Raw genomic sequence first — 20736 nt, forward strand, 5'->3', positions numbered from 1 at the left:
TTCGGCCAGGCCATTTAGGAAGACGCTCGCCCCACCCCAGGGTGGAGCGAGCGTCCACGTCGAACGCTTTATGACTTCGACGCCGCCTTCTCGCGAGCTTCCTGCGTCTTGGCCTCGGCGCGAGCAGCCTCGGCCTCGGCCTCCTTCTTGGCGACCTCCTTCTCGGCGTCGGCCTTGTCTTGCTGGGCCTTGCCCTCTTCCTGAAGGCGGTCGCTGCCGATCAGAATGCCGATGACCTGCTTGGTGAGGCCGATGCTGCCGTCGACCAGTGCCTTGAACGCTGCGATGGGTCCGCTGTCTGCCATGTTGGAATCCTTCCGTTGTGAACACCGTTAGGTGAGGAGTTCCCGCTCGGCCAGTCAGAAGCACGTCAGTGTTAGCAGCGTCTCATTTCGTTTGCATCGGAAACGGGGCGGCTGCCGCGCTCCCGCAACGCGCGCGACGTTCGCGCGTGCCCGAGTTCAACATGGGTCAATGACGACACCTCGGCGAGGCGCACATTGCCGTGTGCAATCGCGTCCACCACAACGATGTGTTCCTGGTGGCGTTCCTGCGCATGTCCGCCGGGGTCGAGGGAGTTGAGTCGCGCCCTGCGCTCGCGCAGAACACCCATGACCTCATCCAAGAGCGGATTCGCCGCCAGCCTTTCGATCTCGACATGCAGCAGCGAGCTGCTCTCGTGGAAACCCTTGTCGTCGTCCGACGTCAAGGCGCCGTGTGCAGCCGCCAAGGCACGCGCCAATGCCGCGGGATCGGCGCCGCGAACCACTCGCTCGGCAGCGAGCCGTGCGGCGAGTGGTTCCAGGGCAGTCCGCACCTGAAAGTGGTCAGTCACGTCGGACTCACTGATCTGGGTGACCCGGGCGGTTCGCCTCGGCGAAAGCTGCGCCAGTCCGGCTCGTTCCAGCATCGGCAGTGCTTCACGCACCGGAACCCTTGACACGCCGAGCTTCTCGGCGAGATCACGCTCGCGAAGCTCATCGCCCGGCCGCAGATCACCGTCGATGATCATCTTCTTGATCTCGTCGTACGCCCACAGGGACCGCGCCTGACTCGTGCTCACGCCAAGGATTGTTCCATCTGCCTCGAATCGTGCACAGTGCGAAGAGACGCCAATTGGTATACCAACGATGAAAACTTGCTGTCGTACATGCCGCCTCCGCTTGAGCTTTTCAGAGGCTTCAAAAGGGTTTACATATGCGAAACCTACCCCGGCACCGTCAGGCCTAGCCTCGGTCAGCGTGACACTTGGTATACCACCTGGGGCTGGCCGGCGATCTGTGCTGATCGCCAATCCCAACTCGAACCCTTCGACGACAGACGTGTTGGTGGATCGCCTCAGTCGCTGGATGACGGTCTTTGCGTCGGGCGTCGACATCCCCGCCGTGCTGGGGGTGACGGCGAAACAGGGTCCGGAGATGATCACGACGCCCCAAGCGCTGACGGACGCCGCCCGACATGTCTGCGAGGTCGTCGGCGACGCGGTCGATCGGCATCGTCTCGACGCCGTCGTCGTCGGCGCTTTCGGCGATCCCGGCGTCGAACACCTCCGGGGACGGCTCGACATTCCCGTCATCGGTATCGGAGAGGCGGCTGTGCGAGACGCGAGCCGCAGTGCCACGCGTTTCGGGATCGCCACGACAACAGGCGATCTCGTCCAGCAGCTCGTTCAGATGGTCGACAGTCACGCACTGGCGGACGTGTTCACCGGTGTCGAGGTCACGGACACCGGGCCTCTGCGCCTCGCCGCACAACCCGACGAGTCCCTTCTCGAACTCGCCGATGCGGTACAGCGGGCGTGCTCCCGGGGGGCGGAGAAAGTGATCATCGGCGGAGGTCCGCTCAGCAGCGCCTCCGACAACCTGGAGCAGTTATTTCCTGGCGTCATCGTCGACCCAGTCAACGCAGCCGCACGGTGGGCAGAGCAGGTCACCCGGCCGCGCCACCTTCAACACCAGGATGAGAAGGCACTCGGATGACCGATAGCAGTTCGACTTTGACCGACACACAGTCCACTCCTGAGGAACGGGACAAGACATTTCGGCGGGTGATGTTCCGGATCCTGCCCTTCGCCCTACTGATCTACATCGTCGCGTGGCTCGATCGCACCAACGTCAGCTTCGCGAAACTGACCATGATGGACGAGTTGTCCTGGAGTGAAGCTGTTTACGGCGCGGGCGCAGGCATCTTCTTCCTCGGATACTTCCTCTTCGAGGTCCCGAGCAATCTGCTGCTGCAAAGGATCGGTGCCCCGAAAACCCTGACGCGCATCGGCCTCGGTTGGGGGCTGGTGACCCTGCTGATGGCGTTCGTCACCGAGCCGTGGCACTTCTACGTGCTGCGATTCTTGCAAGGGGCGTTCGAGGCCGGGCTGCATCCGGGCCTGATCCTGTACGTGACGTTCTGGCTCCCGACGCACCGCAGGGCGAAAGCAATCGCCGTCCTGATGTCGGCGTCCCCCATCGCCCAGCTCATCGGCGGGCCGTTGGCAGGCTACATCATGACGTCGACACACGGTGCGATGAATGCCTCCGGATGGCAGTGGCTGTTCCTCATCGAAGGCGTACCCGCCATCATCCTGGGCGCTCTGACTCTGGTGTTCATGACGGATCGCCCCGGTAATGCCAAGTGGCTCAGTGATACTGAGAAGGAGCACATTCGCTACGAACTAGAAGCCGACGAGCAGCAGGCAGGACCGCGGCAGCACAGCTTCACGGCCGCACTACGGAATCCGACCATGTGGCTGCTCACGCTCACGTTGTTCTGCATCCTGTGGGGCAACAACGCCATCTCGTTCTTCGGCCCCAGCCTGGTCAAAGCGACCACGAATCTCGACGTCACGACCATCGGCTGGATCATGTCGGGGGTGTTCGCGTTCGGCTGGTTCGGCATGCTGTTCAACGGTTGGCTCGCCGACCGCGATGGACACGTTCATCGCTGCATAGCGGTCGCCGTCACCATCGGCGCCACCGGACTGACCTTGGCCGCAGTCGCATTGCAGCTCGGCAGCTCCGTCGGCGTCGTCGTCGCGCTGGCCATGTCCGCGGCCGGCACCATGGGATCCATCCCGGTGTTCTGGTCGCTGCCATCACGATTCATCACCGGAACAGCGCTGGCGGGTGGAATCGCACTGATCAACTCGATCGCCAACCTCGCGGGCTTCTTCGCTCCGCAGCTGCTCGGATACATCAAGACAGCTACCGGCACCTACACCACCGGGCTGTACATCATCGCGGCGGTGGAGCTCGTCGCCGCCCTCACCGTCGTGGTTTTCATCAAGCGGAAAGTGACTCTGTGACAATGCCCTACAACGAAAAGCCTTACAGCGAAAGCCGGCTCGATCGGTCGATGGATCTGCCCGATCTGCTCGTCGAGGGCACTAGCGATGTGCACGTCCACAGCGGACCGTGGCTCAAGTCGTGCCCTGGCCGGCTCAACCCCTTCGCGATCGCCGAGCAGGCGCGCGACGCGGGCATGCGCTCGCTGGTGTTCTACGACCACACGTTGGGGCTCAGCAGTGGGACGTCGATGTTGGTCAAGAGTCAGGTCCCCGGCATCGAGATCTTCGGCGGCCTCATCATGACCACTGCCATGGGCGGACTGAATCCCCGCGCCGTGAAGACCGCGCTGCACTACGGCGACGGTGCCAAATTCGTCCACTTCGGCGCGCACTGTACATATTTCATGGCTTCACACGAGGGCAGCTACGTCGACGGGGTGCCCGTTCCGTTCAAGGACCAGTATCCGAAGTTCGCCGCCGAAGAACTTCCCCGCGCGATTCGCATACCCCTCGAGGATCCACCTCCCACCGAACTTCTGGAGATCCTCGACCTGATCGCCGAGCAACCGGACGTACACCTCAACACCGGGCATCTGTCAGTCGAGGAGGCGTTCCGGCTCGTCGAGTTGGCACAGGCCGCGGGCATCCGCAACATTGTGGTCGCCCATCCCTGCCGGGGTCGGATGACGGTCGAACAGCAGAAGGAGCTGGCGGTCAAAGGTGTTTGGCTGGAAGGTGCCGTCTCGGACTGGATGTTCCATCGAGGTCTCCCCCGCACCAACTACTACGCCGAGCCCGAACTCGCCGACGAGATCGCCGGCATCGCCAACGCGCCAGAGTTCACGGGAATCATGCCGTGGGCGCGCCAGATTCGACAGATCGGCATCGAACACTTCATCCTCGGCACCGACTACGGCATCCGGTCCGGCCCGACCCCTCGGGAAGGGATGCGCATCCTGATCAGCTCGCTGCTCGACCTGGAGTTCACCGCCCAGGAGATCCACGCGATGGTCCGAGACAACCCCGACAAGCTGCTGGGGCTTCGGGATTGACCGGTCGCCCGAAGGGGAATGGAGTTCGTCGACCGGATGTCGACAATCGATGGTGCGTCGGTGAGGATGAGAGCCATGGAAGCGCAACACAGCGTTCGCGGGCTGGCGCTCATCATCGTCGTACTGCTGGTCGGAGCATGGTTCGGCTCAGGTGCGGCATCCGCCGCCGAGCTCGGCGACTATCGGTGGGAACGTCGCCCCCTGCTGGTGTTCGCGCCCACAGAACGTGATCCGCAGCTCGTCGAAACGGTCCGTCGAATCGAGGCGAGTCGATGTGAATTCGCCAGCAGAGACATGGTGGTCGGTCTCGTGGTGACCGAAGGCAGCAGCGCGCTCGACGGTCAGGTCATCGACGCAGCGCAGTCGCAACGGCTGAGGGACCAGTTCGCGATCGACGACGACGCCTTCACCGTGCTGTTGATCGGCAAGGACGGCGGCGAGAAGCGACGCGTCAGCGACGTACCGGACCTCCAGGCGATCTATGCGCTGATCGACGGGATGCCGATGCGCAGCCGCGAGATGGATACCGGTCGGAGTCAATGCTGATGTCGCTGAGGATCAGGCCTCGACCCCTCGCCACGCTCGCATGCGTGACACTCGTGAGCGCATCGTGCGGCACTGCCGCATCGTCTCCCGATGCGCATGAGCTCGTCGACCTCGGCAACCCGACCGCGGTCGCCGGTTGGACCACCGTCAACGACCCCGTCATGGGCGGTTTGTCCACGTCGAGCGTCGCAGTCGGAGACGGCGGCCTCGTCTTCTCCGGTGATGTCTCGTTGCAGAACAACGGCGGGTTCGCCTCGGCGCGCAGTCCCCAGGACCCTGATATCGGACTACGGGCGACGGGCTCGACGTCGATTCGTGTCCACGCCGTCGGTGACGGTAAGACCTACCTGTTGAAGGTCGGCAACGAAGGCCAGCCCTGGTCCTACATTCAGCGTTTCCGCACCGAGGCGGCCGTCGGCCACGTCTACGACCTGCCCGTCGCGGAGTTCGAACCGGTGGGCATGCGCCTCGATCCGGCGCCCGAAGCACCACAGACCCTGGATCCATCGCGCATCAGCCAGGTGTCGGTCTACATTCTCGACAAACAGCAGGGCCCGTTCGAACTCACAGTCAGCGCGATCGACGCCCTGTGAGGCACAACACGGTGAGACAACGTTCGGTTGCGGCGCCGGCGCGCGACTGAACTCACAGATGCACGGACGGCGTGAGGACACACCATGCGCACCACCTCTGACGAAAGAATTCTGCGGCCCGGCGACACCTGCTGGCGAACTGCGCGGGCGGATCGCTTCAGTCGCATCGTCGACGGAGCCGACTACCTCGCGGACGTGAAGTCGGCGATGCTGCGCGCGAAGCATCGGATCATGTTGATCGGCTGGGATTTCGACTACCGGACGGCGTTCGAAGCCGACGGGGACTCACTGCCGGGGCCCAATCACCTCGGGCCGTTTCTTCATTGGCTGGTATGGCGGCGGCCCGACCTGCAGGTGTATCTGCTGAAGTCGAATCTGCGGCTGCTGGCGGCTTTTGACGGCTTCTGGTTCGGTATTGCGCCGGTAGGTCTCCTGAATGTCATCACCTCTCCGCGTATGCACTTCGCGGTCGACGGCGCACATCCACCCGGCGCAGTCCACCATCAGAAGATCGTGGTTGTCGATGACGCGGTGGCATTCTGCGGCGGCATCGACCTCACGCTGGGCCGGTGGGATACCCGGGAGCACCTCGGCGACGACCCGCGCAGGAAGGGTGCAGGGCAGCCCTACGGCCCGCGGCATGAGGTAGCGACCGTCTGTGACGGTGATGCGGCGCGCGCGCTCGCCGAACAGGCCCGCTACCGCTGGCACGCCGCCACCGGCGAAGCGCTCGAGCCGATCACGCAGCGGCGCAGGATATGGCCGCGTGGTGTCCGGGAACCGTTGCGTGACATAGAGATCGGCATAGCAAGGACGCTGCCTGCACTCCCGCAACGCGAGGAGGTGCGGGAGATCGAGGCACTCAACATGGCCGCTGTCGCCGCCGCCGAGAAGATCATCTATCTGGAGAACCAGTATCTGGCTGCCCGCGCCCTGGCCTTGGCGCTCGCCGAGCGACTCCAGGAACCGGACGGTCCAGAGGTCATCATCGTCCTGCCTCGAAGTTCGGAGAGCAGGCTGGAGCAGCAGTCGATGGACAGCGCCAGGCAGCGCCTTCTTCGATTGCTGTGGGACGCCGACGTCCACGGCCGCCTGGGTGTGTACTGGCCGGTGGCCGCCGGCGGCGTTCCGGTCTACATCCACTCGAAGGTGATGGTCGTCGACGACCGGCTCCTGCGAATCGGCTCGTCGAATCTCAACAACCGGTCGCTGGGATTCGACAGCGAATGCGATATCGCGATGGAAGCGGCGCCCGGCGCGACGGACCACGCGATGGTGGCCAGGGAGATCGCCTACGCCAGAGATGATCTGCTGGCCGAGCACCTCGGCGTTTCCGTCGACATCCTGCGAGCCGAAATCGAAAGCTGCGGTTCCCTTCTCGCCGCTGTCGACTCGTTGCGAGGCATCGGTCGGTCGCTGCGCAAGTTCACCCCGACCCAGACATCAGCCGACGCCGGTCCCTTCGCCGAAAACGATCTGATGGACCCGCCGAGTGTGCCGGCGTCGGTGGCCAGAGGCGTACTCACCCTCGTCACCGGCGCCGCACTGTGGCCGCTGACCCGGCTTGCGCCACAGGCAGTCTCGACCGTGCGGTCACTGTCCGACGCCACGGCGGCGTTGAAGAGTGTCGCGGAATCTCTGCGCGACAACCCGGACGGCTGACCTCACGCACTCACCGCTTCGAGCGCGGAATTCCCGTCGCCCACAGTGCCAAGGCGATGAGCACCGGCTGGAAGAACAGCCTGACGAGGCGCTTGGTGTCGCTGTCGAGCCCGAATCCGTCGGCATGATTCAGGTACTGGGCGATATTGCCCGGAAAGATCAGGATGAAGAATGCCGCCAACAGCCTGCCCACGAGGACGCGATCCCGGTTCAGGAGTGCCAGACCCACACCGAGAGTGATCTCGACGCCACCTGAAGCCATGACGACCCCGTCGGCGTCCATCGGCACCCACTGAGGTACCTGCGCCTGGAATTCCTCACGCGCCCAGAACAAATGGCTGAAGCCGGCGAAGATCATCGCACCGGCCAACACCAATCTGCCCACAGTACGGGCACGGGTGGTCGGTGGTGGCGGAGGCAATTCGGACATGGGTGGACCTCTCGTCGCAGTGGATGTGAAGCGTTACGTGGCGCTGCGGGCGTGCAATTCCGCGGTGATCAGATGCAGGGCGTCGCGCAAGGCCGCGAGCTCGATTGCGGCCGACTCGTTCGACCCGAGGAGTCGATCGGGAATGCACGCCGCCCGGTCCTCGAGTGCCCGGCCCTCGGGGGTGAGGGTGATGTCGACTCGCCGCTCGTCCGTCGCGCTTCGCCGCCGTTGGACGAGGCCGGCTGATTCGAGGCGTTTGAGCAGGGGAGACAGCGTGCCCGAGTCCAGATGCAGCCGCTCTCCGAGATGCCCGACCGTGCAGGGTTCGTCCTCCCAAAGCACCAGCAGCACAAGGTATTGCGGGTACGTCAGGCCCACCTCGTCCAGCAGCGGCCGATACGCGGCGGTGACCGCCCGCGACGCCGAGTAGAGAGCGAAGCACAGTTGCTCGTCAAGGCGGGGGCCGACCATGCCGGCATCGTATCGCACGCGGTCAAATTGCGCACAATCGATTTGACGCGCCCGGGGTCACGCCGCGCACGGGCTACCATCTCACTCTCGAGTGCCCGCGATGTCCGTGCGCGCCCGAGTTCGACATGGGTCAGCAATCGCGTCCACGACGGCCACATGCCGCAGAACACTCATGACATCGTCCAGAAGGGTCCACCGGTGTGACCGCACGCGAGACCGCAATCTTCGACACGGTGGTGTTGCGGAGCCTCGCGAGACAACCAACTCATTGCAGTGGGTCGTCATCCTCGGAGAGCGAGACGGCGATGGCCTGTTCGATCACGTCGGACGGGTTGGCCTCCGCGTCGATGCGGCCGGCGATGTACGCCACATCGAGCTCTGACTCGTCGGCGCTCGGATCGACGGGGATCTGCTGTTCTGCCACATCGGCCTCGGGCTTGTCGTCGGTGGGCGATATATCCCTGGCGCTTTTCATGATTGCTCCCTGTTCGTGCCGCATGCGACCGCTCCTGACCGGCTTGGCGATTGTCGTTGCCAGTGAGAATCTGCGGCCTACGTCCCGAAGTACTCGTGGATCTGTCGGATGGCCATAGACCCTTCTCCGACCGCCGAAGCCACTCGCTTGACCGAGCCGCTGCGCACATCTCCCGCCGCAAACACGCCCGGTCGACTGGTCTCCAGCATCATCGGCCGGCGCGACCTTTGCCCGTTCTTGCTATCGATATCCGTATACAGGGCAGCCGCACCGGTCGCCGCGAAGCCGTGGTCGTCGAGCTTGATCGCACCGGCGAGCCACGCGGTGTTGGGAACGGCACCGATGAAGACGAACAGGGCACGGGCCGGGAGCGACTGCCGCTCGCCCGTCCGGTTGTCTTCGACAACCACCTCGGTGAGTGAGTGATCTCCGTGCACCTCCCGAACCTCGGTGCACAGCCGCACCTTAACGCGGGGATGCTGGCTCACCCGGTCGACGAGATATCGGGACATGTCCTTGTTCAAGTCGTCGCCACGAATCACCAGATACACCCGAGAAACCCGCTCGGCGAGGAAGACCGCCGCCTGTCCCGCGGAGTTACCCCCGCCGACAATCACGACCGGCCCTGTACCGCACATCAACGCCTCGTGATAGGTGGCGGCGTAGTACACGCATTTACCCTCGAACTCTTCGATTCCCGGCACAGCGAGCCTGCGATAACGCGCTCCCGTGGCAAGCACAACGGCCCGGGCGATCACCGTCGAGTGGTCCGCGAGGTGGAGCATGTGGTGCCCGCTGTCGGATTCCAGCTGGGTGACCTCGGCGGCGACCGTGATCCGTGCGCCGAACTTGCCGGCTTGCAGCATCGCCCGTTCGGCCAGGTCGGCACCCGAGATTCCGCCAGGGAATCCGAGATAATTCTCGATTCTCGATGACGTTCCGGCCTGCCCACCGGTGGCGATCCGCTCCAGTGCCGCCGTGATAAGACCGTCCGACGAGCCATACACGGCCGCACCCAGTCCGGCCGGCCCGGCCCCCACCACGACGACGTCGCACTCGGTGGGTGCCGTGTCGGCAACCGGCAGCCCGACGCGGCGGGCCAGTTCGGCTGTGCTCGGATTACGCAGCACATCACCGCCCCAGATCACCACCGGGGCATCCTGCGGTGATATGCCGAATCGCTGCATCAGTCGCTCGGCCTGCTTGTCGCGTTCGAGGTCGATCCACCTGTGCGGTAACCGGTTTCGTGCAGCGAACTCGCACAGTCGCACGGTATCGGGGTCATAAGAGGAACCGATGATCCGAAATCCTGATCCATCCTGGATCAGCAGCGAGCGGCGCAACAGGTACGCACGCAGGATGAGGTCACTGAGGACCGGATCGTGAGCGACCAGTGCCCGCACTCGCTCGTTCGGTATCGCGAGCACTTCGCCAGGTTCCACCACTTCGGCGGTGTAGAACGCGGCTTGACCTTCGAGATCGCCCAACTCTCCGAGGAACCGCCCGGGGCCATGCACTCGGATCACGTGCCGATCGCCGGCCTCGTCGGTCGCAATGACCGCTACCTTGCCTGACAGAATCACGAAGAAGTAGTCGGAGCGCTCACCCTCGCGGACCAGTGTGTCCCCGGTGTCGACGGTGCGCCGGGCACCTCCCGCCTCGAGGACGGCAATTTGATCGTCGGACAGGCACGGATACGCGCCGTGCAGGTCGGGAGTTTCCGCCAGCGGAGTCGATGCGGGCTGGTCGGTGCCGGCCTCAGACAAAATTTTCATGGACATAGCACCATCTCCACGTCTCCCCCGGTTCCATGGACCGCACGATCGGGTGGGCATGCGTGTGCGCGTGCGCCCTGGCATGTCGCATCGGTGATGAGTCGCAGCAGCCGACCTGCCCGCACGTCAGGCACAACCGCAGATGCACCCACGGCGTGCCCAGCCGAAGACACTCCTCGCAGCCCTTTGTGCGTGGGCGCACCGGGCGAATCGCTACGACGTCTGGATCTACACCAACCGATGTCATGGCCGTGCCTCCTTCTTGCTATCAGCTGACAACACTTGGTCCAGCCAATTACGCAGGGCCGCAACGGGGGCCGCGCCCGACTGACGGGCAAGCACTTGCCCGTGTTCCAAGAGCAGGAGTGTCGGCACCGACTGGACAGTGAACCGTTGCGAAATCGCCGGCGCCTTGTCCACGTCGACCTTGACCAGTTTGAGTCGACCGGCGCGCTCCCCGGCGAGCTGCTCCAGCGCCGGACTCACCATGCGGCACGGTCCACACCAGCTCGCCCACAAATCGACAAGTACTGGAACAGAGGACTTTTCGACAGCATCGTCGAAGTCCGCGTCACCGGCAGCGGCGATCCAGGGCAGCCATTGGTGGCAGTTGGCGCACCGGGGCAACCCCTCGGCCGCCGCGGGTACCCGATTGCGTTTTCCGCAGTGCGGACATGTCACGATTTCTGATTCCATGACGTCTCCTGTGTCAGGCCGCGACGGCCGGTTCCGAATAACTCACGGCGAGTTCGCCGCCGTCCACGGTGACGCGAATCGTGCCACCGGCGGCGATGTCACCGCGGAGCAGCGCCCGGCCGATCTTCGTCTCGACCTCGTGGGCGATATAGCGGCGCAGCGGCCGCGCCCCATACACCGGATCGTATCCGTGCTCGGCGATCATCCGGCGAGCGTCTGGGGTGATATCAAGCTCGATTTGCCGTTCCGCCAACCGATCCCGGAGCTCAGCCAGCTGTAGTTCGACGATCCTCTCGAGCTGGGTCATCGACAGGGGGGTGAACAGCACGATGTCGTCGACGCGGTTGAGGAACTCGGGCCGGAAGTGTCCTCGCAGCTCGGCCATCACCCGGTCACGGGCGTCGGGTTTGATCTCCCCGTCCGCGGTGACACCGTCGAGAAGATGAGGAGAGCCGATGTTCGAGGTCATGATGACGACCGTGTTGCGGAAGTCGACTTGGCGTCCCTGTGAATCGGTGAGCCGGCCGTCGTCGAGCACCTGCAACAGAGTATTGAACACGTCGGTGTGGGCCTTTTCGATCTCGTCGAGCAGCACCACCGAGTAGGGCTTACGACGCACGGCTTCGGTGAGCTGGCCGCCCTCTTCGTAGCCCACGTATCCCGGTGGCGCACCGACCAATCGGCTCACCGTGTGCCGCTCCTGGTACTCGCTCATGTCGAGCCGGACCGTGTTGTCCTCGCTGTCGAACAACGCGGCAGCCAGCGTCTTGGCGAGTTCGGTCTTACCGACCCCGGTGGGTCCTAGGAAGATGAACGAGCCGATCGGGCGGCGCGGATCCCGGATTCCGGAGCGGGCCCGGATCACCGCATCGGCGACCAGCTGGACCGCCTCATCCTGACCGATCACCCGCTCGTGCAGTATCTCGTCGAGCCGCAGTAGCTTCTCCCGCTCACCCTCCTGCAATCGCGCCACAGGTATGCCGGTCCACGCGGCCACGATCTCGGCGATCTCGTCCTCGGTCACGACCTCACGCAACAAACGTGTCTCGCCCTGTTTGGACTTCAGCTGTTCCTCGGCCGCAGCCAGTTTGCGTTCCAGTTCGGTGATCTGGCCGTAGCGCAACTCGGCCGCCCGGTTGAGGTCATAGTTGCGTTCGGCTTCTTCGGCCTCGTGCCGCAGCTGCTCGAGTTGGCCCCGCAGTTCCTGCACCCGCTTGATTGCCTGCCGCTCCGCATCCCACTGCGCGTGCTTGGCGTCAGCCTCCGCTCGCAGATCGGCCAGTTCTCTGCGCAGTTCCTCCAGACGGGACTTGCTGGCCGCGTCCGTCTCCTTCGCGAGTGCCGCCTCCTCGATTTCCAGCCGTGTGACGCGACGGGTGATCTCATCCAACTCTGCCGGCATCGAGTCGATTTCGGTGCGTAGCCGCGCGCACGCCTCGTCAACCAGGTCGATCGCCTTGTCGGGCAGAAAGCGGTCGGTGATGTAGCGGTGCGACAAACTCGCCGCGGCCACCAGCGCGGCATCCTGGATCTTCACCCCGTGGAACACCTCGAGGCGCTCACGCAGGCCGCGCAGAATCGACACGGTGTCCTCGACGTCGGGTTCGTCGACAAGCACGGTCTGGAAACGGCGCTCCAGCGCGGCGTCCTTCTCGATGTGTTTGCGGTATTCGTCGAGGGTGGTGGCACCGATCATGTGCAGCTCCCCGCGGGCGAGCATCGGCTTGAGCATGTTGCCCGCATCCAGCGACCCCTCCGTCGCCCCGGCGCCGACGACCGTGTGCAACTCGTCGACGAACAGCAGGATATGACCTTCGGCCGCCTTCACCTCGGACAGCACAGCCTGCAACCGCTCCTCGAATTCACCTCGGTATTTTGCCCCTGCCACCAACGAGCCCATGTCGAGAGAGAATATTGTCTTGTCGCGCAAACCTTCTGGGACGTCGCCCCGGACGATGCGCTGGGCAAGCCCCTCGACTATCGCGGTCTTGCCGACGCCGGGGTCGCCGATGAGCACCGGGTTGTTCTTGGTCTTGCGGCTGAGGATCTGGGTCACCCTGCGGATTTCTGCGTCACGTCCGATAACCGGGTCCAGCTTGCCGGCGCGGGCTTCGGCGACCAGGTCGCGACCATACTTCTGCAGCGCTTCGTAGGACCCCTCCGGGGTCGCGGAGGTGACCCGCTGGTTACCCCGCACCTTGGTCAGCGCAGCCAGGAAGGTATCCCGAGTTACGTTGTGCGAGGACAGTACTCGTCCAGCGCCACTAGCTGAACCCTCTTCGGCGAGTGCCATGACAAGGTGCTCCACCGACACGTACTCGTCCTTGAGCCGCTTGGCCTCCCGCTCGGCGGCCTCGAGCAGGTTCGCCAGGCGCCTGGTGATGGAGACCTGGCCTGGTGTGGCACCAGGGCCGCCGACTTTCGGGCGCCGATCCAACTCGCGTTCCAGGTCGGCGCGCAGTGCCGCGGTGTCGGCACCCGTGTGATCGAGCAGACGCGGTACGAGGCCCTCCGGCTGGTCGATCAGAGCCATCAACAGGTGTTCACCGTCGACCTCGGTATGGCCCATCCGGGTCGCGATGGCCTGCGCTTCGGCCAACGCCTCCTGCGACTTCTGCGTCAGCTTGTTGATGTCCACAGCGATGTCCTCCTTCGGCGAGATGACGATTCCAGTTCGTCGATGCGGTCGAGCAGATCGAGCACCAGCCCGATCGCTGCGTAGTTCAGACCCAGGCCGGTTCGCAGGCGCTGGATGCGCCCGACGGTGGCCAACGCGGACGGCGAGAACCGCAGCTGCCCGCGGGCATCCGGTTGGCACGCGACCAGACCCAGCGCCACCAGACGGCGCACCATGTCGGGGTGTAGTCCGCACCGTTGCGCGAAGGCGTCGAGCTGCATGCCCGGTCGTCGCGCCAGCACGTAGCGCGGAGCGGTCATCGTGACCTCCTGGGGTCAAAGGTGGATTCGGCGGCCAGTTGCTTGAAGAGCTCACGTTCCCGTTCAGTGGGTTTGGCCGGCACCATCACCTTGATCTCGGCGTAGAGGTCGCCTGCGCCACCGCGCGGGTTGGGCATACCTTCGCCGCGCAGCCGCAATCGTCGACCGGTCGAGGAGCCCTGCGGCACTTTCACTTTCGCTTCGCCGCCCGGAGTGCTGATGGCGACGGTGGTGCCCAATACCGCTTCCCACGGCGACACCGGCAGATCGACGGTGATGTCGCGTCCGTCGAGCCGAAACCGGGGATGCGGCTTGATGCGCACCACCAGGTACAGATCTCCGGCCGGTCCATTGCCGCTGCCTCGGCCGCCCTCTCCCGCCAGCCGGATCCGTTGGCCGTCGAGAACGCCCGCGGGAATGTTCACCGTGTAGTTGCGACCATCCAACGAGAGTTGCCGTTTACCGCCCCGGTACGCCTCCTCGACGGTCAGCTCCAACACCGCTTCCTGATCAGCGCCCGGAATCGGCCCGAAACCACCACTACCACCGAATATGTCGCCGAAGAGGTCTTCGATGTTGATGCCGCCGCCGGCGCCCTGGCCGTAGCGCACCCGTGCGCCGGAAGGTCGCCCTCCACGGAAACCGCCCACACCGGCGCCCACCCCGTCCTCCCAATCCTCGGGGACCTGGCGGAAGTCCTCACCGAATCGGTCGTAGCGCTTGCGGGTCTCGGGGTCTGCCAGTACGTGGTAGGCCTCGTTGATCTCCTTGAATCGGTCCTCCGCGCCGGGATCCTTGTTGACGTCGGGGTGGTGCTTGCGGGCCAGTGTGCGAAACGCCTGCTGGATCTGATCGGCGGAGGCGTCCCGCGACACGCCGAGCACCTCGTAGTAGTCGCGGGCCACTGGAGATCACTCCCCGCGTCGGGAGACCACCACGGCCGCCGGCCGAAGCTGCCTCGAACCTTCGCCGTAGCCCGGTCGCAGAACTTCCACGACCGTCCCGGGCGCGCTGTCCGGTTGCTCCACCACACCGACCACCTCGTGGCGCTCCGGGTCGAAGGGCATCCCTGCCTCCGCATCTCGCGGATAGCCGAGCTGCTCGAGGACCTGCAGCGCTTGCTCGAGGATGTTTCGCACGCCCGCGACGACCGCGTCCGACTGTTCGTCGGCATGTCCGAGCGCCCGCTCCAGGTTGTCCACGATCGGCAGCCACGCCCCGGCCACTCTGGACCTTTCCGTGGCTCGTTCGTGGGCCAGCTCGCGCGCGTACCGCTTGCGCAAATTGTCCAGATCGGCCACGGAGCGCCGCCAACGATCCTCGAGCTTCGCCAGCTCTTCATCCGAATCAGTTTGGGTAGCAACAGCTTCAGACGTGTTCTGGGTCATCCGGTCCTCGGTCTCGGACTCTTCTGCGGGGCTGCCCATTGCGGCTCAGCCCCGGTCGAACTCGGCGTCGACCACGTCGTCGTCACCGACGGGCGCGCCGTGGCCATTGCTGGAGGTTTGCCCGGTCCCGTTGCTGTTACCGCCTCCGGACGCCACCGGCTGCAGGCCGTAGAGCACCTGCTGCAGCTCAGATGTCAGGGACTGCACGCGGTCCAACGGTGTGTCTTCGGCGACGGCTTGGCGCGCGTCGGCGATCAACAACTCGGCGCGTGCCCGATCATGCGGCGCCGCCGAGTCCCCCAATTCCGCGAGCCGCCGCTCCACCTGGTATGCCGTCGAGTCGAGCGTGTTACGCGCCTCGACCGCCTCGCGCAGTTGCTCGTCCTCGCGCCGGTTCGCCTCGGCGTCGGCGAGCATTCGCTCGACCTCGCTCTTGTCGAGGTTCGACTGCTCGCTGATGGTGATGCTCTGCTCGGCGCCAGTGTCCTTGTCCCGTGCGGTGACGTGCAGGATTCCGTTGGCGTCGATATCGAAGATGACTTCGATCTGCGGCTCACCTCTGGGCGCCGGTCTGATGTTCTCCAGCTTGAATCGACCGAGCACCCGGTTGTCCCGTGCAAGTTCCCGTTCGCCCTGCAGCACAACGATGTCCACGGCCGGTTGGTTGTCGGCCGCAGTGGTGAACACCTCACTTCGCCGTACAGGGATGGTGGTATTCCGCTCGACGATCTTGGTCATCAGCCCGCCGGCGGTCTCCACACCGAGCGACAAAGGTGTCACATCGAGCAGCAGGACGTCGGAGACCTCCCCCTTGAGCACACCGGCCTGGATGGCGGCCCCGAGCGCGACCACCTCGTCGGGATTCACGCTCATGTTGGGGTCCTTGCCGCCGGTGAGTCGACGCACCAGGGCTTGGACTGCGGGGATCCGAGTGGAACCGCCCACGAGGATGACCTCATCGATGTCGTTGGCGCTCATCTTGGCGTCGCTCATCGCCTGCTTGACTGGACCCATCGTCCGCTCCACCAGGTCCGCGGTCAGGTCCTCGAACTTCGATCGCATGATCGTGGTGGTCAAATGCTTCGGTCCGGCGGCGTCAGCGGTGATGAACGGCAGATTGACCTGCGTCTGCGCGACCGACGACAGTTCGACCTTCGCCTTCTCAGCCGCTTCGAAAAGCCGCTGCAGCGCCTGCGCATCCTTGCGCAGATCGATGTTCTCTGCGCGCTGGAACTCGTCGGCGAGATAGTCGACGAGCCGGCGATCGAAGTCGTCACCACCCAGGTGCGAATCACCAGACGTGGCACGCACTTCGACCACCCCGTCGCCTACGTCGAGCAGACTCACGTCGAACGTGCCGCCGCCGAGGTCGAAGACGAGCACCGTCTCGTGCCCCTTCTTGTCCAGTCCGTAGGCCAGAGCAGCGGCAGTGGGCTCGTTGATGATCCGCAGCACCTCCAACCCGGCGATTCGGCCCGCGTCCTTGGTGGCGTTGCGCTGAGCGTCGTTGAAATACGCCGGGACCGTGATCACCGCTTCCGTGACCCGCTCACCGAGGAACTTGCCGGCATCGTCGACGAGTTTGCGTAACACCAGCGCGCTGATCTCCTCAGGCGAGTACTTCTTGCCGCGCACGTCGAAGCGCGCGGCGCCGCCGTCGCCCTCGACAACATCGAAGCTGACCGCCTTCGCTTCTTCGGAGATTTCGTCGAAGCGGCGCCCGATGAAGCGCTTCGCCGAATAGATGGTCCCTTTGGGATTCATGATCGACTGGCGTCTGGCCAACTGCCCGACCAACCGCTCGCCGCTTTCGGTGAAAGCCACCACCGACGGCGTCGTGCGCGCTCCTTCGGCGTTGGGGATCACGATCGGTTCCCCGCCCTGCCAGGCGGCGATTACCGAGTTGGTGGTGCCCAGGTCGATGCCTACCGCTGTCGCCATGGTCTATGCCTTTCGGTTGTTGCTGGTGAGCAGTTGGAGTGCGCGGTCTGCCACTTCGACGTCGGCGACGAGGTCGTAGTGGCGGGGCACTTGCGCGCTGACGGAGCGGAAGTCGCGGCGACCGCCTTGCAGCGCGTGGATCAGCAGGCCCATCAAGGCACCGAAGACAGCACCGAAGAGCAGGCCGTAGCCGGCCAGCATCAGGGCGGAGATGATCGGCTCAATCCAGCTGAACAGCCCGAAGATCCAACCGAACAGCGCGCCCACGACGGCGCCGGATCCGGCACCGCGCAGCGCGGCACCGCCGTAGTTCAGGCGGCCCAGGATCTGTTCGACGTACTCCAGATCGCGGCCCACGATCGCCAACCGGTTCACCTCGAACCGTTGGTCGGACAGGTAATCGACCGCTCGCTCGGCGTCGGCGTAGTTGTCGAAGGTGGCGATCACCTGGCGAGCGGGTTCGTTGCGCCGCACCGCCGAATTCGCGACTGTCGAATGTTCAACCATCACTACTCCTACGCATCCACGGTTTGCGGTGCGGATTGCGTGTGTATGGCGTGCTGGCCTTCGTCGGCCGTGCCGATCGCCACCTTGCGGGGCTTGCTCTCCTCTGACACCGGGACGGTCAACGTCAGCACGCCGCTATCGCATGCCGCACTGAGCTTGTTCGCATCGAGGTTGTCGCCCAAGAACAATTGGCGACGGAACTCGCCCTGAGGCCGCTCGTCGACGATCAGTTCATCGCCCTCCTGGCGCAGCGGGCGGCGCCGCGCGGTGATCTCGATGACGTTGCGCTCCACGGTGACATCGATGTCATCGCTGTGTATGCCCGGCACATCGAGGGCGACGACGAATTGGTCGCCGCGTCGAAAGGCCTCCATGGGCAGCGTGTGCGCGGTGCGCGCGCCGGCCAGCGCCTGCTCAGCCAACCTGTCCAGTTCGCGGAACGGATCGAATCGCATCAAAGCCATGGTTACTCCTGGTGCCGAGGGTTGTTGGGCCGGAAGCTCAGGCAGCCGACAGCTGTCGGTGCTGGCTACCAGAACCTCCGAACAACAAGACTGGCAAGCAAATTCGGTGAGCGCGTGCTCCCGACAAGTCGGAAATGTCCATCCCGATTGGTCCTGTCAGCACGAGTGGGCGTATCCCCGTTCCCGGCGTCGGCATCGGCATGTACCCGCCGCGAGCAGACACCCGGTCGCAGACGCGATGTGGTAGGCCGATTTCCTGCTGTCGAGCGGTTCTCGCGGCGGGGCCATCCGCAGGGCGCGTCATTCTCAAAGGCGCTGTTGTGGAATCGATTGCGCGTCCGATCGGCGTCGGACAGTGGCCCGTCGCGAGTCGGTTTGGCGGGTGACAATGACCTGATTTCGCACGTCTCGACGAGATGACGCCTAGAGTTCCTTCGCCACCAACCGAAGTTCGGCGGGTAGACCGGAAACGTCAACCTCGCCATCCTCGTCCACGGTGATCCCGACCCGCGTCGCGGCCAATGGCAGGTTATCCACTCGAAGCGGCAGCCATCGGTCGGGCAGTACCGGGGAAAGTCGCACCTGCCTGTGCGGAACGTCGGGGTGCAGCTGAAGCAAACTACGAAGAACCAGTCGCGACGCCGCGGCGGCCCAGGCCTGCGGTGAACATGAGGTGGGATAGGGCACGGGGATGGGAAACTCCGCTCGGTCAAACCCGCAGAACAACTCGGGTAGTCGTCCTCCGAAATGTTCGGATGCCTCGATCAACGCGATCGAAATCCGTTGCGCCTCTGTGATGAATCCGTAACGGGCCAGGCCGGCCACAGCGATCGCCGTGTCGTGGGGCCACACCGAGCCGTTGTGGTAGCTCATCGGGTTGTAGGCGGTCATATCGGAGGCCAATGTGCGGACCCCGAATCCTGAGCACAGCGTCGGCCCGCATAGGTGCGCCGCCACGGGCGCCGCCTTGTCTGCATCGACGATTCCCGTCCACAGGCAGTGCCCCATATTGGAGGCGACGGCATCGACCTGCCGCTTGGCGCCATCGAGCGCCAAGGCGAACGCTTGCTGTTCGGGCATCCAGAACGCGCGGTTGAACGCCTCCTTGAGTCGCGCGGCCTTGCTGCGCCACTTTTCGACGGTGGCGGCATCGCCGTCGGACTCGGCAAGCCCCGCACGCGCTTGGTACGCGCCATAGACGTATGCCTGTACCTCGCAGAGCGCGATCGGCGGCACCGCCACTCGGCCGTCGGCGTGGGTGATGCCGTCGAAGGAGTCTTTCCAGCCCTGGTTGAACAACCCACGATCGGTGTGCCGACGGTATTCGACGAATCCGTCCCCGTCAGCGTCGCCGTATTCGCCGATCCACTTCAAGGCCCGGTCCGCGGCGGCGACAAGAGTAGCCCGGTCAGTGTCGGGTAGGCCGCCCCACCGGTCGAGTTCACCGAGGAGCATGACAAACAATGGGGTGGCGTCGGCTGTGCCGTAGTAGGTGGTGCCGCCACCCAGCGCCAACGCTACTTCTCGGCCGAACCGGACTTCATGCAATATTCGGCCAGGTTCTTCCTCTGTCAGCGGATCGACGCGGACACCCTGGAGCCGGGCAAGGGTACGCAATGTGCACAGCGCCAGACGAGGATCCAGGGTGAGTGTCATCCATCCGCTCAACAGCGAATCGCGTCCGAACAGCGCCATGAACCATGGTGCTCCAGCGGCTACCACCGGGCAGTCAGGATGGCGCGGATCTTCGATCTGGAGGGCTCCGAGGTCACGTGCGCCGATCTCGACCGACCTCTTTAATGCGTTGTCGGCGGTGGTGATTCGCGGATTCGACACACGCCACGCGTGTAACCGGCGCGCGGGTGCGCTTGTCTCGATCGGTTCCCCACAGTTGTGTCGGGGCTGGAACCGTCTGCCGCCGACGGACGCTTCGATGGCGAAGCATGTCGACCACTGCGACCGCGCGGGAATTACGGTACGGAAGGTGAATCTTCCGGCGGTGACGATCGGGTCGCCCGTGGCGGAGATGACAACGCTGCGAGTGTCCTCCGGACCGGCGAGGATGAATGTCAAAGACGTCGAACCGATTTCGACCGCGAGTCCGTGCACAGGACGCACTCGTCCCTCTTTCACCGCGAACAGGTCAGCGAAGTCCGCATCGACGGCGACGGTCGCGATGACCCCGACCGGCTCCGGACCGAGATTGCACAGCACGAAGTCTTCACGCATGCCATCGCCGACGACGCGCGTGCGTAACACCAGCATTGTGCTGTCGGCAAGGCAGTCCCGGGGCGACGACCGACCGATGAAGGTTGCACGGAAGGGTTCACCAGGGTCCTCCACAGTGGACAGCGTTTCCACGGAGTGCCCGTCCACGGACAGCCGCCAACACGAGAGGATCCGGGTGTCTGCGACGAACAGGCCGTGGGGCCGGTCACGGTGCACATCGCCACCCGCCGCCGAGATGCAGAAAGTCGCCCCCTCAAGCAGAGTGGCCACGCCGGCTTCTGTCGTCACGG

Annotated in this window: 22 protein-coding genes; 6 read left to right on the top strand and 16 right to left on the bottom strand. The window is 64.7% G+C overall.

Features of this window, described 5'->3' with window-relative positions; genetic code table 11:
• Positions 1 to 68: 68 nt before the first annotated feature.
• Positions 69 to 305, bottom strand: coding sequence for a CsbD family protein (locus P9A17_RS21485; RefSeq protein WP_278040758.1), 237 nt, complete (start codon positions 303 to 305; stop codon positions 69 to 71).
• A gap of 71 nt (positions 306 to 376) precedes the next feature.
• Positions 377 to 1063 carry a GntR family transcriptional regulator gene (locus tag P9A17_RS21490; protein WP_278040759.1) on the bottom strand — a complete coding sequence of 229 codons (687 nt, stop codon included), beginning with the start codon at positions 1061 to 1063 and terminating at the stop codon, positions 377 to 379.
• Positions 1064 to 1130: 67 nt separating this feature from the next.
• Between P9A17_RS21490 and P9A17_RS21495 the strand changes: the two genes are divergently transcribed.
• The 6 genes from P9A17_RS21495 to P9A17_RS21520 all read left to right on the top strand — a co-directional run bounded on the left by P9A17_RS21495 (position 1131) and on the right by P9A17_RS21520 (position 7133).
• Complete coding sequence (locus tag P9A17_RS21495) at positions 1131 to 1979, top strand: aspartate/glutamate racemase family protein (protein WP_278040760.1); 849 nt, start codon at positions 1131 to 1133, stop codon at positions 1977 to 1979.
• Positions 1976 to 3298: an MFS transporter gene (locus P9A17_RS21500; RefSeq protein WP_278040761.1), complete on the top strand. Its 1323-nt coding sequence runs from the start codon at positions 1976 to 1978 to the stop codon at positions 3296 to 3298. Before P9A17_RS21495 ends, P9A17_RS21500 begins: the two co-directional genes overlap by 4 nt.
• Positions 3299 to 3300: 2 nt before the next feature.
• Positions 3301 to 4332, top strand: a complete 1032-nt coding sequence (locus P9A17_RS21505; RefSeq protein WP_278040762.1) for a DUF6282 family protein — start codon at positions 3301 to 3303, stop codon at positions 4330 to 4332.
• 75 nt (positions 4333 to 4407) lie between these two features.
• Positions 4408 to 4878, top strand: coding sequence for a DUF4174 domain-containing protein (locus P9A17_RS21510; RefSeq protein WP_278040763.1), 471 nt, complete (start codon positions 4408 to 4410; stop codon positions 4876 to 4878).
• Between the two features lie 44 nt (positions 4879 to 4922).
• Positions 4923 to 5471: a CIA30 family protein gene (locus P9A17_RS21515; protein ID WP_278040765.1), complete on the top strand. Its 549-nt coding sequence runs from the start codon at positions 4923 to 4925 to the stop codon at positions 5469 to 5471.
• An 84-nt stretch (positions 5472 to 5555) separates the two neighbouring features.
• A complete protein-coding gene (locus P9A17_RS21520; protein ID WP_278040766.1) occupies positions 5556 to 7133 on the top strand; it encodes a phospholipase D-like domain-containing protein in 1578 nt (525 codons plus the stop codon).
• A 10-nt stretch (positions 7134 to 7143) separates the two neighbouring features.
• On the opposite strand, the gene P9A17_RS21525 is transcribed toward P9A17_RS21520, so the two are convergent.
• The 14 genes from P9A17_RS21525 to P9A17_RS21590 all read right to left on the bottom strand — a co-directional run bounded on the left by P9A17_RS21525 (position 7144) and on the right by P9A17_RS21590 (position 20716).
• Complete coding sequence (locus P9A17_RS21525; protein WP_278040767.1) at positions 7144 to 7563, bottom strand: hypothetical protein; 420 nt, start codon at positions 7561 to 7563, stop codon at positions 7144 to 7146.
• A 33-nt stretch (positions 7564 to 7596) separates the two neighbouring features.
• Positions 7597 to 8034, bottom strand: coding sequence for a MarR family transcriptional regulator (locus P9A17_RS21530; RefSeq protein ID WP_278040768.1), 438 nt, complete (start codon positions 8032 to 8034; stop codon positions 7597 to 7599).
• 265 nt (positions 8035 to 8299) lie between these two features.
• Positions 8300 to 8509 carry a hypothetical protein gene (locus P9A17_RS21535; protein ID WP_278040769.1) on the bottom strand — a complete coding sequence of 70 codons (210 nt, stop codon included), beginning with the start codon at positions 8507 to 8509 and terminating at the stop codon, positions 8300 to 8302.
• A 77-nt stretch (positions 8510 to 8586) separates the two neighbouring features.
• On the bottom strand, positions 8587 to 10284 hold the full coding sequence (locus tag P9A17_RS21540) for a cyclic nucleotide-binding domain-containing thioredoxin-disulfide reductase (RefSeq protein ID WP_278040770.1): 1698 nt from the start codon (positions 10282 to 10284) through the stop codon (positions 8587 to 8589).
• On the bottom strand, positions 10268 to 10531 hold the full coding sequence (locus P9A17_RS21545) for a UBP-type zinc finger domain-containing protein (protein WP_278040771.1): 264 nt from the start codon (positions 10529 to 10531) through the stop codon (positions 10268 to 10270). The genes P9A17_RS21540 and P9A17_RS21545 overlap by 17 nt, the downstream gene beginning before the upstream one ends.
• Positions 10528 to 10980 carry a thioredoxin gene (gene trxA / locus P9A17_RS21550; protein WP_278040772.1) on the bottom strand — a complete coding sequence of 151 codons (453 nt, stop codon included), beginning with the start codon at positions 10978 to 10980 and terminating at the stop codon, positions 10528 to 10530. Before trxA ends, P9A17_RS21545 begins: the two co-directional genes overlap by 4 nt.
• A gap of 13 nt (positions 10981 to 10993) precedes the next feature.
• Positions 10994 to 13618, bottom strand: a complete 2625-nt coding sequence (clpB, locus tag P9A17_RS21555; RefSeq protein WP_278040773.1) for an ATP-dependent chaperone ClpB — start codon at positions 13616 to 13618, stop codon at positions 10994 to 10996.
• The gene (locus tag P9A17_RS21560; protein WP_278040774.1) at positions 13600 to 13917 is read right to left on the bottom strand and encodes a chaperone modulator CbpM; all 318 of its coding nucleotides are present in this window, start codon (positions 13915 to 13917) and stop codon (positions 13600 to 13602) included. The genes clpB and P9A17_RS21560 overlap by 19 nt, the downstream gene beginning before the upstream one ends.
• On the bottom strand, positions 13914 to 14822 hold the full coding sequence (locus P9A17_RS21565) for a DnaJ C-terminal domain-containing protein (RefSeq protein WP_278040775.1): 909 nt from the start codon (positions 14820 to 14822) through the stop codon (positions 13914 to 13916). The genes P9A17_RS21560 and P9A17_RS21565 overlap by 4 nt, the downstream gene beginning before the upstream one ends.
• A gap of 6 nt (positions 14823 to 14828) precedes the next feature.
• Positions 14829 to 15305: a nucleotide exchange factor GrpE gene (locus tag P9A17_RS21570; RefSeq protein WP_278040776.1), complete on the bottom strand. Its 477-nt coding sequence runs from the start codon at positions 15303 to 15305 to the stop codon at positions 14829 to 14831.
• Between the two features lie 45 nt (positions 15306 to 15350).
• On the bottom strand, positions 15351 to 17246 hold the full coding sequence (gene dnaK, locus P9A17_RS21575; RefSeq protein ID WP_278040777.1) for a molecular chaperone DnaK: 1896 nt from the start codon (positions 17244 to 17246) through the stop codon (positions 15351 to 15353).
• A 3-nt stretch (positions 17247 to 17249) separates the two neighbouring features.
• The gene (locus tag P9A17_RS21580; RefSeq protein ID WP_278040778.1) at positions 17250 to 17753 is read right to left on the bottom strand and encodes a general stress protein; all 504 of its coding nucleotides are present in this window, start codon (positions 17751 to 17753) and stop codon (positions 17250 to 17252) included.
• Between the two features lie 8 nt (positions 17754 to 17761).
• Positions 17762 to 18217, bottom strand: coding sequence for an Hsp20/alpha crystallin family protein (locus tag P9A17_RS21585; protein ID WP_278040779.1), 456 nt, complete (start codon positions 18215 to 18217; stop codon positions 17762 to 17764).
• A 423-nt stretch (positions 18218 to 18640) separates the two neighbouring features.
• Entirely contained in the window at positions 18641 to 20716 is a 2076-nt protein-coding gene (locus tag P9A17_RS21590) for a glycogen debranching N-terminal domain-containing protein (RefSeq protein ID WP_278040780.1), read from the bottom strand.
• Between the last annotated feature and the right edge of the window lie 20 nt (positions 20717 to 20736).

Source organism: Mycobacterium sp. 236(2023) (assembly GCF_029623955.1).
Lineage (GTDB): Bacteria > Actinomycetota > Actinomycetes > Mycobacteriales > Mycobacteriaceae > Mycobacterium.

Coding starts and splice junctions, on each gene's coding strand:
- P9A17_RS21485 (WP_278040758.1), bottom strand. CDS start 305: ATGGCAGACAGCGGACCCATCGCAGCGTTCAAGGCACTGGTCGACGGC.
- P9A17_RS21495 (WP_278040760.1), top strand. CDS start 1,131: ATGAAAACTTGCTGTCGTACATGCCGCCTCCGCTTGAGCTTTTCAGAG.
- P9A17_RS21500 (WP_278040761.1), top strand. CDS start 1,976: ATGACCGATAGCAGTTCGACTTTGACCGACACACAGTCCACTCCTGAG.
- P9A17_RS21505 (WP_278040762.1), top strand. CDS start 3,301: ATGCCCTACAACGAAAAGCCTTACAGCGAAAGCCGGCTCGATCGGTCG.
- P9A17_RS21510 (WP_278040763.1), top strand. CDS start 4,408: ATGGAAGCGCAACACAGCGTTCGCGGGCTGGCGCTCATCATCGTCGTA.
- P9A17_RS21520 (WP_278040766.1), top strand. CDS start 5,556: ATGCGCACCACCTCTGACGAAAGAATTCTGCGGCCCGGCGACACCTGC.
- P9A17_RS21525 (WP_278040767.1), bottom strand. CDS start 7,563: ATGTCCGAATTGCCTCCGCCACCACCGACCACCCGTGCCCGTACTGTG.
- P9A17_RS21530 (WP_278040768.1), bottom strand. CDS start 8,034: ATGGTCGGCCCCCGCCTTGACGAGCAACTGTGCTTCGCTCTCTACTCG.
- P9A17_RS21535 (WP_278040769.1), bottom strand. CDS start 8,509: ATGAAAAGCGCCAGGGATATATCGCCCACCGACGACAAGCCCGAGGCC.
- P9A17_RS21540 (WP_278040770.1), bottom strand. CDS start 10,284: ATGAAAATTTTGTCTGAGGCCGGCACCGACCAGCCCGCATCGACTCCG.
- P9A17_RS21545 (WP_278040771.1), bottom strand. CDS start 10,531: ATGACATCGGTTGGTGTAGATCCAGACGTCGTAGCGATTCGCCCGGTG.
- trxA (WP_278040772.1), bottom strand. CDS start 10,980: ATGGAATCAGAAATCGTGACATGTCCGCACTGCGGAAAACGCAATCGG.
- P9A17_RS21560 (WP_278040774.1), bottom strand. CDS start 13,917: ATGACCGCTCCGCGCTACGTGCTGGCGCGACGACCGGGCATGCAGCTC.
- P9A17_RS21570 (WP_278040776.1), bottom strand. CDS start 15,305: ATGACCCAGAACACGTCTGAAGCTGTTGCTACCCAAACTGATTCGGAT.
- dnaK (WP_278040777.1), bottom strand. CDS start 17,246: ATGGCGACAGCGGTAGGCATCGACCTGGGCACCACCAACTCGGTAATC.
- P9A17_RS21580 (WP_278040778.1), bottom strand. CDS start 17,753: ATGGTTGAACATTCGACAGTCGCGAATTCGGCGGTGCGGCGCAACGAA.
- P9A17_RS21585 (WP_278040779.1), bottom strand. CDS start 18,217: ATGGCTTTGATGCGATTCGATCCGTTCCGCGAACTGGACAGGTTGGCT.